This window comes from Snodgrassella alvi, from assembly GCF_040741455.2.
In the GTDB taxonomy this organism is placed as follows: domain Bacteria; phylum Pseudomonadota; class Gammaproteobacteria; order Burkholderiales; family Neisseriaceae; genus Snodgrassella; species Snodgrassella alvi_E.
The window spans coordinates 1,570,153-1,585,459 of the sequence record NZ_CP160328.2 but is presented as its reverse complement, the minus strand read 5'-3'; the positions used below and the strand labels follow the sequence as shown (position 1 = coordinate 1,585,459).

9 protein-coding genes, 2 tRNA genes and 3 rRNA genes are annotated in these 15,307 nt (G+C 43.7%); 4 read left to right on the top strand and 10 right to left on the bottom strand.

Annotated elements, in window-relative coordinates:
• Positions 1–93 precede the first annotated feature (93 nt).
• From leuS to ABU615_RS07110, 4 genes are all read right to left on the bottom strand, one after another.
• Complete coding sequence (gene leuS / locus ABU615_RS07125; protein WP_370388744.1) at positions 94–2,733, bottom strand: leucine--tRNA ligase; 2,640 nt, start codon at positions 2,731–2,733, stop codon at positions 94–96.
• Between the two features lie 343 nt (positions 2,734–3,076).
• A complete protein-coding gene (gene ptsP, locus ABU615_RS07120; RefSeq protein WP_100141454.1) occupies positions 3,077–4,834 on the bottom strand; it encodes a phosphoenolpyruvate--protein phosphotransferase in 1,758 nt (585 codons plus the stop codon).
• Entirely contained in the window at positions 4,834–5,103 is a 270-nt protein-coding gene (locus ABU615_RS07115; protein WP_100141455.1) for an HPr family phosphocarrier protein, read from the bottom strand. Before ABU615_RS07115 ends, ptsP begins: the two co-directional genes overlap by 1 nt.
• A 1-nt stretch (position 5,104) precedes the next feature.
• Complete coding sequence (locus ABU615_RS07110) at positions 5,105–5,497, bottom strand: PTS sugar transporter subunit IIA (RefSeq protein ID WP_180296789.1); 393 nt, start codon at positions 5,495–5,497, stop codon at positions 5,105–5,107.
• Positions 5,498–5,836: 339 nt separating this feature from the next.
• On the opposite strand from ABU615_RS07110, the gene ABU615_RS07105 reads away from it, so the two are divergent.
• Positions 5,837–6,139 (top strand): tRNA (cytidine(34)-2'-O)-methyltransferase, encoded by a 303-nt coding sequence (locus ABU615_RS07105; protein ID WP_367490120.1) that lies wholly within the window; start codon positions 5,837–5,839, stop codon positions 6,137–6,139.
• A gap of 66 nt (positions 6,140–6,205) precedes the next feature.
• On the opposite strand, the gene rrf is transcribed toward ABU615_RS07105, so the two are convergent.
• The 6 genes from rrf to ABU615_RS07075 form a co-directional block, all read right to left on the bottom strand.
• Positions 6,206–6,318, bottom strand: a 5S ribosomal RNA gene (gene rrf, locus ABU615_RS07100).
• Between the two features lie 110 nt (positions 6,319–6,428).
• A 23S ribosomal RNA gene (locus ABU615_RS07095) occupies positions 6,429–9,318 on the bottom strand.
• A gap of 322 nt (positions 9,319–9,640) precedes the next feature.
• Positions 9,641–9,716 (bottom strand) — tRNA-Ala (locus tag ABU615_RS07090).
• Between the two features lie 16 nt (positions 9,717–9,732).
• Positions 9,733–9,809 (bottom strand) — tRNA-Ile (locus ABU615_RS07085).
• A 77-nt stretch (positions 9,810–9,886) separates the two neighbouring features.
• Positions 9,887–11,425, bottom strand: a 16S ribosomal RNA gene (locus ABU615_RS07080).
• The 16S, 23S and 5S rRNA genes sit together here with 2 tRNA genes alongside, the layout of an rRNA operon.
• A 498-nt stretch (positions 11,426–11,923) precedes the next feature.
• Positions 11,924–12,724, bottom strand: a complete 801-nt coding sequence (locus tag ABU615_RS07075; RefSeq protein WP_370388743.1) for a hypothetical protein — start codon at positions 12,722–12,724, stop codon at positions 11,924–11,926.
• 211 nt (positions 12,725–12,935) lie between these two features.
• Here ABU615_RS07075 and ABU615_RS07070 point away from each other — a divergent pair, with 211 nt between their 5' ends.
• From ABU615_RS07070 to ABU615_RS07060, 3 genes are all read left to right on the top strand, one after another.
• The gene (locus ABU615_RS07070) at positions 12,936–13,754 is read left to right on the top strand and encodes an energy transducer TonB (RefSeq protein WP_367490126.1); all 819 of its coding nucleotides are present in this window, start codon (positions 12,936–12,938) and stop codon (positions 13,752–13,754) included.
• Positions 13,755–13,836: 82 nt separating this feature from the next.
• Positions 13,837–14,502, top strand: coding sequence for a MotA/TolQ/ExbB proton channel family protein (locus tag ABU615_RS07065; RefSeq protein WP_100140989.1), 666 nt, complete (start codon positions 13,837–13,839; stop codon positions 14,500–14,502).
• Positions 14,503–14,505: 3 nt separating this feature from the next.
• A complete protein-coding gene (locus ABU615_RS07060; RefSeq protein WP_100156581.1) occupies positions 14,506–14,919 on the top strand; it encodes a biopolymer transporter ExbD in 414 nt (137 codons plus the stop codon).
• Positions 14,920–15,307: the final 388 nt, after the last annotated feature.

Here is a 15,307-nt window from a genome sequence, read left to right as displayed (position 1 = left end):
ATAATCTGATTACTGACTGTTCATACTCAAATCAGACAAATATAAACAAAAAAGACATGTTAAAACATGTCTTTTTTTTAGCCCTTGCAAAATTCAGACGACGATATTAACCAAACGTTTTGGCACAACAATTACTTTTTTCGGCGTTCTTCCTTCAACAAAACGCTGTACAGATGGCTCAGCCAATGCCGCGGCCTGTGCTGCATCATTACTGATATCAGCTGCAACGGTAATCTGTCCACGCAGCTTACCATTTACCTGCACCATTAAGGTTATTTCGTCTTGTACCAGTGCAGCTTCATCCACACGCGGCCATGCTGCTTCCCACAGCGTTTTCTGCGTAGACACCTCATTCCACAATATTTCACATACATGAGGCACAATCGGCCACAGCAGGCGCAACACGGATTCCAACACCTCTTGAGCTACTGTACGTCCTAGCTCTGAACTGCAATCGGTACGATCATATTGATTAAGCAGTTCCATCACTGCAGCAATAGCAGTATTGAACTGCTGGCGACGGCCATAGTCATCGGTTACCTTGGCTATCGTGGTGTGTAATTTTAGACGCAATGCTTTCAGTTCAGCGGACAACCCATCCTGACTACCTGAAAATGCCTTTACACTGGTACCTTGCTGCAAGTACTCATACACCGTACGCCATAAACGCCGTAGGAAGCGGTGTGCACCATCTACACCAGCATCAGACCATTCCAGCGATTGTTCTGGTGGTGCAGCAAACATCATAAACAAACGCGCTGTATCTGCTCCATAACGGTCGATCAGCTCTTGGGGATCGACACCGTTATTTTTAGATTTAGACATTTTCTCAATGCCGCCAATACAAACAGGTTTGCCATCTGCTTTTAAAGTTGCCTCCAGTGGTCTACCCTTATCATCACGCTTTAAGTCCACATCTTGTGGTGCAATCCATTCTTTACTACCATTCGCACCCTCACGGTAATAGGTTTCACAAACTACCATACCCTGAGTAAGCAGACGTTCAAATGGTTCATCTACATTTAACAACCCTTCATCACGCATTAATTTAGTAAAGAAGCGCGCATATAACAAGTGCAAAATTGCATGTTCAATCCCACCAATATACTGGTCAGCATTCAACCAGTAATTAGCAGCCTCTTTATCCACCATAGCCGTATCACATTGCGGCGAAGCATAGCGTATCGCATACCAGCTGGATTCAACAAACGTATCCATTGTATCGGTCTCGCGGCGAGCAGGCTTTCCACAGCACGGACAATTGGTTTCATAAAATTCCGGCATTCTGGTCAAAGGTGATCCAGCACCATCAGGGACAACATTTTCTGGTAATACTACAGGCAGCTGATCTTCCGGCACCGTAACATCACCACAATCATCACAATGAATAACCGGAATCGGACAGCCCCAGTAACGCTGGCGAGAAATACCCCAGTCGCGCAGACGGTATTGCGTTTTCGGTGCACCAGCATTTTTCGCCTGCAAAATTTCACCTATACGTTCAAACGCTGCCTGAAAATCTAAGCCGTCCAATTCACCACTGTTAATACATTGCGTCTGCTCCTTACTGCCATACCATTCCTGCCAAGCTTGCGTATTGAATTCATCATCAGCCTGAGTAGAAGCAATTACCTGCTTAATCGGCAAGCGATACTTAGTGGCAAATTCAAAATCACGCTCATCATGAGCCGGAACTGCCATCACAGCACCATCACCGTAACCCCATAGCACATAATTAGCTACCCACACCGGCAGTACATCACCGTTCAGAGGATTAACAGCAAACCGACCTGTCGGCATACCTTTCTTTTCCATCGTAGCCATATCAGCTTCTGCAACTGAACCAGCCTTACACTCAGCAATAAACTGCTGTAAATCTGGATTATCAATAGCTGCTGCAGTGGCTAGAGGATGTTCTGCTGCTACCGCAATGTAAGTTGCACCCATCAGCGTATCTGGACGTGTAGTGTAGACCTGCACATAGTCAGCATAATCACCGCTCAAACCGGCCTTACTGTCATCAGCTAGCGCAAACCGAACCTGCATACCACGCGACTTTCCAATCCAATTGCGCTGCATGGTTTTAACCTGCTCAGGCCAATGCTCCAGTGTATCCAGCCCATTGAGCAGCTCTTCAGCATAATCCGTAATTTTAAAGTAATACATCGGGATTTCGCGTTTTTCCACAATCGCACCAGAACGCCAACCACGCCCATCTACTACTTGTTCATTAGCCAATACAGTCTGATCTACCGGATCCCAGTTAACCGTACCATTTTTCTTATAAATAATGCCTTTTTGAAACAAACGCACAAACAGCCATTGTTCCCAGCGATAATACTCTGGCGTACATGTCGCAATTTCTCGACCCCAGTCAATCGCAAAGCCCAGACTTTGCAACTGTTTTTTCATATAAGCAATATTGTCATACGTCCATTGTGCGGGCGCCACTTGATGCTTCATTGCTGCATTTTCAGCCGGCAAGCCAAATGCATCCCACCCCATCGGCTGCATAACATTAAAACCATTAAGCAGACGATAACGGCTCAATACATCACCAATTGTGTAGTTACGCACATGTCCCATATGTAACTTACCAGAAGGATAAGGGAACATCGACAGACAATAATATTTGGGTTTTGGACTAAAATCTTCAGCGTTAAATAAGCGGTATTCCTGCCAGCGTGCCTGCGCTGCGGGTTCAATTTTCTCAGGACAGTATTGTTCTTGCATCATGAATCATCAATTTATTGTATAAAAATAGACCGCTATTATAACAGCTTACTCCAGACACCAACTTGCAATTAATTACTTTAGTAAGATAGTAGATTCCTTCAACTCTTCGATATTGAAAACATACTATGTAATCAATCAATTTAAATAATATATTCACATTGCATATATTTATCTAAAAAAACCACCGATACCAAGGGAGAGAATATCGGTGGACAATTTGCGGGAAAACACTACTTACTCAATACTGACTGTCAGGCAACAACAATATTGATAAAATAATTATATTAATCCGAGCATTAAACGCAGTTAATCTATGCTAAGTCAAACAAAAGAATTTGTTTTATTCCACAGAATCAGCCAATTCATGTGAAGAATTAAATTTTTTAAGCAATTTTAATGCCTTATCAGGATCATCATTGCGCAGAATTTTCTGCACCTCATTTTCTAGCATTAACAAATCACTTTGAATAATCTGATTTTTTACTGCTAGAATGTTATTCGCATTCATCGAAAAACGACGTAACCCCATCGCCATAAGCAGACGCGTATACTGGGCATCTCCAGCCATTTCTCCGCAAATCGACACTGGTTTATTTAACCGCACAGCAGTACGAATAACATGTAATAGCAGCTTAAGCACTGCAGGATGACCAGGCTGATATAAATAACTAACGCTTTCATCATTACGATCAGCAGCCAATGTATACTGAATCAAATCATTGGTACCCACAGACACAAAATCAATCAGTTTCAGAATAGAATTCACAGTTAAAGCAGCTGATGGTATTTCTATCATCGCGCCGACCTGAATTTTTTCATCAAACTTTTGAAAACGGTCATTTAACTGCTGTTTAGCAGTATTCAGATGAGTTAGGCATTGTTGAATTTCAGTGACTGACGAAATCATTGGCCACATCATGCGTACAGGACCGAGAACAGCAGCTCTCATAATAGCCCTCATCTGAGTACGAAACATCACAGGTTCTGCCAAACATAATCGAATTCCAGTCAGACCTAGGGCTGGATTCATCGTATGACTGGGTCCAAACCAACGCGGATTTTTATCAACACCCAAATCAATAGTGCGTATAGTTAATGGTTTACCTTTCAGCCTTTTTACCACATCAGCATATTCTGTATATAGCTCTTCTTCTGTCGGTAATGCATCCCGATTTAGGTAAAAAAATTCACTGCGGTACAGCCCGATACCATCTACACCCAGATTATTTAATGATTTAATATCATTAACACTTTCAATATTGCCTAAAAGCTCTATATTGATGCCATCTAGGGTTGTTGCCGCCGTATTTTTTAGTTTATTTAATTGCCGTTTTAGACTACGAAATTCGCGTAAACGCCGACGATATTCTTTTAAAATAACATCATCAGGCGCAATAATGACTACGCCCATAGAACCGTCAACTATTATCAATTCATCTTCATTAATTAACTCACGGGCATATCCAAGCGCAATTACTGATGGAATATCTAGACTACGCCCCAAAATAGCTGTGTGACTAGTTGGACCACCAGCATCTGTAACAAAAGCAGCAATACGGCTGTCTTTAAAAAAGACGGTATCTGCCGGTGATAAATCATGTGCAACCAGAATCGTATCTTCTTCAAAGTCCTCGGCTTCAGTTACAACTTCTGTAGATAGTCCAATCAGATTTTTAAAAATACGCTCAACCACCTGCAACATATCTTGTTTACGCGCGCGCAGATAATTATCTTCAATTGCATCAAACTGTTCAGCTAACTTATCTGTTTGTAACTTTAAAGCCCATTCAGCATTAATACACTTTTCTTTAATAATATCAACAGGCTCTCGAGACAGACTGACATCTCCAAGCAGCATCAGATGCAAAGAAATAAACGCGCCTAGTTCCGAAGGTGCATTTTGAGGAATATCGGTGCGTAGCTGTTCTAACTGACGGCGTGTCGTTTTAATAGCCTGCTCATAGCGGGCAATTTCTGCTGGAATTTCTTCTATGGATAAATCGCGATGAGGGACATCGTCCATCCCACGTACGACTAAATGAGCCCGTCCAATAGCTACTCCGGTTCCTACTGCCACACCATGCAGCACTATACACATTATTCGTCTTCACCAAAATAATTGTTAATCAGTTCAACTAATGCCTGCATCGCCTGATTTTCATCTACTCCATCTGTTTCCAGTTCAATAACACTACCCTGCGCGGCAGCTAGCATCATCAGACCCATAATACTTTTACCATTCACTCGCCGGCTTTTCCGTGTTACCCACACTTCACACTGAAAACTACTGGCCACCTGAGTAAATCTATTCGAAGCTCGTGCATGCAAACCTAGCTTATTAACAATTTCAATTTCCTTTTTTATCATGTTAGGGCTCATCCTGATTAGATATAGTCATAATACCGGCGATAGCAGCTGCTTTAACATCATCAGCAAATTTATGCACATCTTCTGCTTTAGTAAAATTTTGCAGTGCTTTGATTAACATAGGAGCATTCAAACCAGTAAGTAAAATAACATCTTCTCGCTGAATCAGCCGGCGTACCAAATTGCACGGCGTAGCTCCAAATATATCTGTCAAAATCAGTACACCATGGCCATAATCCAAAGCGGCCAGTTTCTCTACCACCTCTTTATGTATATTTTCTATTAAATCGCTGCTACGTACCCCGATTAATGAAACTTTTTCAGGTACAGATCCAAAAATATGCTGAATTAACTGCATATTTGCCTGTCCCACAGTCTCATGGGTTACAATCATCAAACCTATCATCGTATAACCTATTACAATTACAGCTCCAAGTGTACCGAATATTTCTCACAAACGAAAAATAATTGCACCTGCTATCGCTGCCCAGTAAAAATAAGCTAAAACTCAACTGAATATCATTTTTTCGAAAACTTATCATACTTGTCTTATAGCAGAAAGAGAAATATTGAAAGAAAAAGATTCAGGTTTTAAGCTTTATCCACAAGATGGGTATTTTAGTCAAAATTCTTAATATACAACCGATATCAATTTTCAATGAAAAATTCTTAAGTTCTTGAAATGCTCAGTTTTTAATAATTTATTATTTAATAAATCTTTTGGTCAAAATTATTGTTAAGATATTTTGTATCATACTTAGTTTCAGATATTTATGATTTCAAATCAAATTATCTAACCGAGACGTACGGCACGCGCAACTACACAGAATTTGACTACAGCAACAGCAGGCAAGCAATCTATTTCCTCTTCGGCCGCGAAACGACCGGCCTGCCGCAGGAGTTCGCACAGGCCAGAGCAGATCACTGCCTGCGTATCCCTCAGACTTCCCATATCCGCTCATTGAATCTATCCAACGCAGCGGCCATCGTAGTGTACGAAGCCCTACGGCAGCAGGGGTTCGCTGGTTTGTCTTAACCAGTTTCTCATTCAGCACAAAGCAAAAAACCCAGTAGACTATCTACTGGGTTCTTTTTAATGGGTGTCTGGCGGTGTCCTACTTTCACATGGGCATCCATACTATCATCGGCGCTAGGTCGTTTCACGGTCCTGTTCGGGATGGGAAGGCGTGGGACCAACCCGCTATGGCCGCCAGACTTTAAACTGTCAAATCAGAAAGCCTTAATCTTGGTGATGCTTGTATTCTCATCAGTAAGCTTTATCATTTACCTTGCACATCTTCTGCGTGCGAAGTCCTTCAAATGATAGAGTCAAGCCTCACGAGCAATTAGTATCGGTTAGCTCCAAGTGTTACCACTCTTCCACACCCGACCTATCAACGTCCTGGTCTCGAACGTCTCTTTAGAGGGATTAAATCCCTAGGGAAGTCTCATCTTCAGGCGAGTTTCACGCTTAGATGCTTTCAGCGTTTATCTCTTCCGAACTTAGCTACCCGGCGATGCGACTGGCGTCACAACCGGTACACCAGAGGTTCGTCCACTCCGGTCCTCTCGTACTAGGAGCAGCCCCCGTCAAACTTCCAACGCCCACTGCAGATAGGGACCAAACTGTCTCACGACGTTTTAAACCCAGCTCACGTACCACTTTAAATGGCGAACAGCCATACCCTTGGGACCGACTACAGCCCCAGGATGTGATGAGCCGACATCGAGGTGCCAAACTCCGCCGTCGATATGAACTCTTGGGCGGAATCAGCCTGTTATCCCCGGAGTACCTTTTATCCGTTGAGCGATGGCCCTTCCATTCAGAACCACCGGATCACTATGTCCTGCTTTCGCACCTGCTCGACTTGTCGGTCTCGCAGTTAAGCTACCTTGTGCCATTGTACTATCAGTCCGATTTCCGACCGGACCTAGGTAACCTTCGAACTCCTCCGTTACTCTTTGGGAGGAGACCGCCCCAGTCAAACTGCCTACCATGCACGGTCCCCGATCCAGATAATGGATCCGGGTTAGAACCTCAAAGTCACCAGGGTGGTATTTCAAGGACGGCTCCACAGAAACTAGCGTTCCTGCTTCTTAGCCTCCCACCTATCCTACACAAGTGACTTCAAAGTCCAATGCAAAGCTACAGTAAAGGTTCACGGGGTCTTTCCGTCTAGCAGCGGGGAGATTGCATCTTCACAACCATTTCAACTTCGCTGAGTCTCAGGAGGAGACAGTGTGGCCATCGTTACGCCATTCGTGCGGGTCGGAACTTACCCGACAAGGAATTTCGCTACCTTAGGACCGTTATAGTTACGGCCGCCGTTTACTGGGGCTTCGATCCGATGCTTGCACATCTTCAATTAACCTTCCAGCACCGGGCAGGCGTCACACCCTATACGTCCACTTTCGTGTTTGCAGAGTGCTGTGTTTTTATTAAACAGTCGCAGCCACCTATTCTCTGCGACCTCTAATAGCTTACAGAGTAAATCTTTCACCATCAGAGGCATACCTTCTCCCGAAGTTACGGTATCAATTTGCCGAGTTCCTTCTCCTGAGTTCTCTCAAGCGCCTTAGAATTCTCATCCTACCCACCTGTGTCGGTTTGCGGTACGGTTTCATTCAAACTGAAGCTTAGTGGCTTTTCCTGGAAGCGTGGTATCAGTCACTTCGTGTCCTTAGACACTCGTCATCACTTCTCGGCGTTAAGCACCCGGATTTGCCTAAGTGCTCCACCTACCGGCTTAAACGATCTATTCCAACAGATCGATGACCTAACCTTCTCCGTCCCCACATCGCATTTGAATCAAGTACAGGAATATTAACCTGTTTCCCATCGACTACGCATCTCTGCCTTGCCTTAGGGGCCGACTCACCCTACGCCGATGAACGTTGCGTAGGAAACCTTGGGTTTTCGGCGACAGGGCTTTTCACCCTGTTTATCGCTACTCATGTCAACATTCGCACTTCTGATACCTCCAGCATGCTTCTCAACACACCTTCTTCGGCCTACAGAACGCTCCCCTACCATGTCAGTTGCCTGACATCCGCAGCTTCGGTTACAGATTTGAGCCCCGTTACATCTTCCGCGCAGGACGACTCGACCAGTGAGCTATTACGCTTTCTTTAAATGATGGCTGCTTCTAAGCCAACATCCTGGCTGTCTCGGCCTTCCCACTTCGTTTACCACTTAATCTGTCATTTGGGACCTTAGCTGGCGGTCTGGGTTGTTTCCCTCTTGACACCGGACGTTAGCACCCGATGTCTGTCTCCCGAGGAACCACTTGATGGTATTCTTAGTTTGCCATGGGTTGGTAAGTCGCAATGACCCCCTAGCCATAACAGTGCTTTACCCCCATCAGTGTCTTGCTCGAGGCACTACCTAAATAGTTTTCGGGGAGAACCAGCTATCTCCGAGTTTGTTTAGCCTTTCACCCCTATCCACAGCTCATCCCCGCATTTTGCAACATGCGTGGGTTCGGTCCTCCAGTACCTGTTACGGCACCTTCAACCTGGCCATGGATAGATCACTCGGTTTCGGGTCTACACCCAGCAACTCGTCGCCCTATTAAGACTCGGTTTCCCTGCGCCTCCCCTAATCGGTTAAGCTCGCTACTGAATGTAAGTCGTTGACCCATTATACAAAAGGTACGCAGTCACGGATTACTCCGCTCCCACTGTTTGTATGCATCAGGTTTCAGGTTCTGTTTCACTCCCCTCCCGGGGTTCTTTTCGCCTTTCCCTCACGGTACTGGTTCACTATCGGTCGATGATGAGTATTTAGCCTTGGAGGATGGTCCCCCCATATTCAGACAGGATTTCTCGTGTCCCGCCCTACTTCTCGTATACTTAGTACCATCTCTGAAATTTCAAATACGGGGCTATCACCCTCTGTGGCCAAGCTTCCCAGCTTGTTCTTCTATCTCAGTGACTATCATATACAGGCTCTTACGCGTTCGCTCGCCACTACTTGCGCAATCTCGGTTGATTTCTTTTCCTCTGGGTACTTAGATGGTTCAGTTCTCCAGGTTCGCTTCTCTAAACCTATGTATTCAGTTTAGGATACCATGCTTTTACATGGTGGGTTTCCCCATTCGGATATCGCGGGATCACAGCTCTATTGCCAGCTCCCCCACGCTTTTCGCAGGCTTACACGTCCTTCTTCGCCTATCATCGCCAAGGCATCCACCTGATGCACTTATTCACTTGACTCTATCATTTCAAGAACCTCTTGACTTCATCACAACTACCGTTGACCTGTAATCATGACTTAAGCTCCCTACTCTCATAAAGCTTACTTCTTGGTTGTCTGAACAACGCCTTTTGTCTTCGTTGCTCAGCGATACAATCATCACCCAATTCTTTCAGCACTTCCACTTCATCCGTCTCCAGACTCTGCTTCCATGCCTCAATCTTTGTTTGTTGATTTCGGCTTTCCAATTTGTTAAAGATCGATGCGTTACTTCGCAAATTAAATTCAGCTTCCGCTTCATCTGCTTCCAGATAAACTCAATTTAATTTCCAAAGTAAAGTGTGGTGGAGGCAAACGGGATCGAACCGATGACCCCCTGCTTGCAAAGCAGGTGCTCTACCAACTGAGCTATGCCCCCTCTCTTCTTAAATAAGTGGTGGGTCTGGGAGGACTTGAACCTCCGACCCCACGCTTATCAAGCGTGTGCTCTAACCAGCTGAGCTACAAACCCAGTTTATTCAGTCTCTTCTCGCATCTTTTCAGTTTACCGATAAGTGTGAATGCGAATAACCCTCTTCTTTTCTCTAGAAAGGAGGTGATCCAGCCGCAGGTTCCCCTACGGCTACCTTGTTACGACTTCACCCCAGTCATGAAGCATACCGTGTTAAGCGACCCCCTTGCGGTTAGTCTACCCAATTCTGGTATCCCCCACTCCCATGGTGTGACGGGCGGTGTGTACAAGACCCGGGAACGTATTCACCGCAGTATGCTGACCTGCGATTACTAGCGATTCCGACTTCATGCACTCGAGTTGCAGAGTGCAATCCGGACTACGATCGGCTTTCTGAGATTGGCTTCACCTCGCGGCTTCGCTACCCTCTGTACCGACCATTGTATGACGTGTGAAGCCCTGGTCATAAGGGCCATGAGGACTTGACGTCATCCCCACCTTCCTCCGGTTTGTCACCGGCAGTCTCATTAGAGTGCCCAACTTAATGATGGCAACTAATGACAAGGGTTGCGCTCGTTGCGGGACTTAACCCAACATCTCACGACACGAGCTGACGACAGCCATGCAGCACCTGTGTTACGGTTCCCGAAGGCACTCTCCTATCTCTAAGAGATTCCGTACATGTCAAGACCAGGTAAGGTTCTTCGCGTTGCATCGAATTAATCCACATCATCCACCGCTTGTGCGGGTCCCCGTCAATTCCTTTGAGTTTTAATCTTGCGACCGTACTCCCCAGGCGGACAATTTCTCGCGTTAGCTTCGCTACTAAGACATCTAGTGCCCCAACAGCTAATTGTCATCGTTTAGGGCGTGGACTACCAGGGTATCTAATCCTGTTTGCTACCCACGCTTTCGAGCATGAACGTCAGTGTTATCCCAGGAGGCTGCCTTCGCCATCGGTATTCCTCCACATCTCTACGCATTTCACTGCTACACGTGGAATTCTACCTCCCTCTGACACACTCTAGTTAGACAGTTTCAAATGCACGTCCCAAGTTGAGCTCGGGGATTTCACATCTGACTTATCTAACCGTCTGCGCTCGCTTTACGCCCAGTAATTCCGATTAACGCTCGCACCCTACGTATTACCGCGGCTGCTGGCACGTAGTTAGCCGGTGCTTATTCTTTAGGTACCGTCAGCACCAGGTGGTATTAGCACCCGGCTTTTCTTCCCTAACAAAAGTCCTTTACAACCCGAAGGCCTTCTTCAGACACGCGGCATGGCTGGATCAGGGTTCCCCCCATTGTCCAAAATTCCCCACTGCTGCCTCCCGTAGGAGTTTGGGCCGTGTCTCAGTCCCAATGTGGCGGATCATCCTCTCAGACCCGCTATGGATCGTCGCCTTGGTAGGCCTTTACCCCACCAACTAGCTAATCCAACATCGGCCGCTCAAATAACGCGAGGTCCTAAGATCCCCCGCTTTCCCCCTCAGGGCGTATGCGGTATTAGCCATCCTTTCGGACAGTTATCCCCCATTACTCGGTACGTTCCGATGCATTACTCACCCGTTCGCCACTCGCCACCAGAGAGCAAGCTCTCCGTGCTGCCGTTCGACTTGCATGTGTAAAGCATGCCGCCAGCGTTCAATCTGAGCCAGGATCAAACTCTTATGTTTAATCTTAGCTTGTTGTAATCCTGAAGTTCCCTTCAGTATCACTGGTCTGCTTCAAAGTTATTGACAAGATTTATTACTATCCTGTCCCTCTGAATCAGTGTGAGGCTTATCCGCACTCACACTTATCGGTAATCTGTTCTGTTAAAGAGCGTTGCTTTCGACTGCGTTCTACTTTAAACTGTTTCGTTCGTTTCGGCTCGCGTCTCAGCGAAGAAGGCGAACTATACGCCCCTACATCCACCCTGTCAACTACTTCCTCCTCTTATTTTTATACAATCTACCAAACCGCTGTTCTAATAAGATTTATTTTTTGTCTTTATGACTGCATTGAAGTTTGCTTTAGCTTGCCAAGAATATGGCCATAAGTTGATTTTTGTTTGAGTGACACGATTCCTTTCACATAATACGGGAATCTTTTGGTTAAATGTTTTATATAAGTAGTATTTTATTAAAGATAAAAGCACGCCGACAGCGTGCTTTTATCTTATGTTTTATAAATTATTTATATCCACCTTTAACTAAGGTTCCACTTTCGTCATGCTGCCAAGTGATCGCCCCAGGACATGCAGCTGAGCCTCTGGACAATGTAGAAATAGAACCTTTAATGGTGTTGTTGTTGGCGGTTGGTGGCAAAAATTTAACCTCATAGTAAGGCCAACCTTTTTTATCACACGTCAAATGAAAGGAGGGATTATTCATTTTATAGTTTTCGATCCATGAGATTTGTTTACTGGCCAAATTACCCGCAGATGGACTTACTTCCCACTGTCCTATGACATCTCGGCGTCCTGTAGTTAGATTTGTTACAGTTCCCATCAGCAAATTTCCATTTTTCTGTACTCGGAACGCAAAGGTATCTCCTAACTCTCCTGGTATATACATACGACAAGTGGCACCACTTCTAGCGCCATCAGCCCCACCCTTACAATTTGCATGTCTGGCAATGGTGTCTTTACGAAAACTACTAAACAACACCATAAACTGACGAGAACCATCTTTTGCGTTTTTAGTTGGTTGAATACCAGTATACCCAATCCCGCCACCACCTGTGAAACCGAACTGATTTGAAAAATAAAACTCATCAACGGGAGCAGCCTGATTAATGGTAATACCAAAGGTTATATTTTCTATTACTTTATTAGTAGGAATATTCCAGTTTAGTGTAGGGGTAGCGGCTAAAGCATAACCAGTAGTAAATGCCATTGCCATTGCCGTAATTCGTCTTTTCATAACTTTCTCCTTAAAATATTTATTAATTATCTGAGTTTGAGCAATCTTATGCGTTTTATGCTTGCGCATATTGTCTCTTTAATATTTTATCAAAAAATAGTAATTATTCAAATGCTTAAAATCTTCATTAGATATATGTAGGTGTTGAGATTAGAATCTTAAAATATTTGTCTTAATTAAGAAGATTTTTTGCTTGGTAATGGAGCTTAATATTTAGCTAGCTTGGCTCTAATCATCGTAAATTTCTTAGTTTGCACTATCAGAATAGGCATGTGTTTTAGTGTTAAGTCATGTTGCAAATAGGAATGGTTTCTATTATCATAATCAAAATATGGAAAACCAACGTAAAGCCAATTTTTTGATTGTTGTTTTTGTTCTCAGCATGCATGTGCTTTTATTCTGGGCAATTGCTATTCATTCTCAAAAAATTGATATTGACACAAAAATACAATCCCTTAGTTTTGTCGATTTAGGTATGAGTGGACATCAGGCTATTCCAGATGTTGCACCTAGTTCACCAACTAAACAACCTGTCGTACAGAAACAAATCATGAAGGTTTCGGCAACTAAGAAAGTGATATCGGATAAATCGATAATTAAACCTGTGGCTTCGATTAAAAGACAAAGTGAATTTAATGTTAATCCTACTAAAGAAGATAAGCCTAAACTAATACCCACAACGGCGAAACCCAGTCTTATCAAGCCGACTTCTGAAAATAATTCATCTGCCTCTATTTCTTCTAATAATGAAGGTAAATCTGACTCAACATCTACAAGTAATAAAAATAACGCTGACCAAGCTGGCGGTAGTTTAGTGGTACCCAAAGACTATCAGGGCGGCTATCTAGCTGCCTTACGGCCTGTTTATCCACCTGAATCGATGAATAACGGTGAAGAAGGAGTTGTTGGAATCACTGTATCAGTATCTGCAGATGGTAAACCCCTAGATGTAGCAATCAGCAAAAGTAGTGGATTTAGCCGCTTGGATCGTTCAGCCAAACAGGCTGTACTGAAATATCGATTTAAACCGGCTACTCGTGGCGGTATACCTATTCCGTATAAATATCATTTTAATGTTGCTTTTAGAATGCCTAATTAAGAGTGGCTAGCGGTAATTTAGTTTTTATATCTATTTAGATGATTTAATTAAATCATTATTAACTTTGAAGGTAATTATTCTTATGGACGGTAATATTGCTTCAATTTATGCTCAGAGTGGCTGGATTTTGCTGACTGTTTTAGCCATTCTTGTCCTGATGAGCATTATGACCTGGATTATTGCATTGATGCGTTGCTGGAGCTTATGGTGTGCCAGACGGGATAATCGCACTGCTTTAAATTGTTTTGCTTCAGCAGAAAATCTGACTCAGTTACAACATGAATTGGCTGATAATCAGTCTCCGGTTGCAAGTCTTACCCGGGATGCTCTGCGTGCGAGCAAGCTGTATCATGATCAGGCTAATCATTCTTTAGCTGCGGCAATGCCTTTTAATCGCTATCTTACCAGCCAGATTCGCAATAGTATGGAGCAGATTTTACGGCGCTATGAAAGCGGATTAACCGTTCTGGCTTCTATTAGTTCGAGTGCGCCTTTTATCGGGCTCTTTGGTACGGTATGGGGTATTTATCATGCTTTAATTAATATCGGGCATAGTGGGCAAATGAGTATTGCTGCTGTTGCTGGTCCCATAGGGGAGGCGCTGATTTCTACCGCCATTGGTTTGTTTGCTGCTATTCCGGCTTTGTTGTTTTATAACGGTTTGGTTCGCAGCAAGAAAAATTTAAGTCGTGATCTGGATGGTTTTGCTCATGACCTGCATGCGCAGCTATTAAATAATGGGGAATAAGTGATGGCATTTGGTCATTTTAGCGATGATGAGGTTCATGAGTCAGCAGATATCAATGTAACGCCGCTGGTTGATGTGATGCTGGTACTGTTAATTGTGTTTATGATTACCATGCCGGTACTGACTCACTCTATACCATTAACCTTGCCTACTACAGCAAATTCGCAGCAAAAGGCTGAGCCCAAAGCACCATTGCGATTATCGATTGGGGCTGATGGAGAATATAAGCTAGGTGACAAGTCTCTTACATTGACACAGCTACAAAATAATTTACATTCAGAAGTGCAGGCTAATCCTGATGTGGTATTGGCAATAGCTGCTGATAAACATGTTGCTTATGATCATGTTGCTCAGGTCTTGGCTGCAGCACGGGATGCAGGTTTGGTGAAGGTTGGCTTTGTTACAGAAGACAAGTAGAGGTTTAATTTGGATTTGTAATACAGACTAATTTTACTGGAAGATTGATGCACTTTCTTATAAAAGAAAGTCCTTTTTTGTTCAGCTTCATATTTTTAATGAAATTGGTTATCAATTTAAGCCATTTATTTGCTCATGAATATAAAAATTCCTTAGTGATTTTAACTATTCTGCACACTTTTGTTGGCAAAGCTAAATATGTATTTACTATAAACAGGGTTAAATTTTTTTATTAAAATTTTGTGTAATTGCTATGAAATTATAGAAGCAGGTATCCAATCAGAACTTTTATATGAAAGATAAAATTATTTATTATGCTGGATAATAAAATTGTCGGCTGGACTGGATAAAATTTATATTAAACAATAATAAATCTGCGTTGAAATGT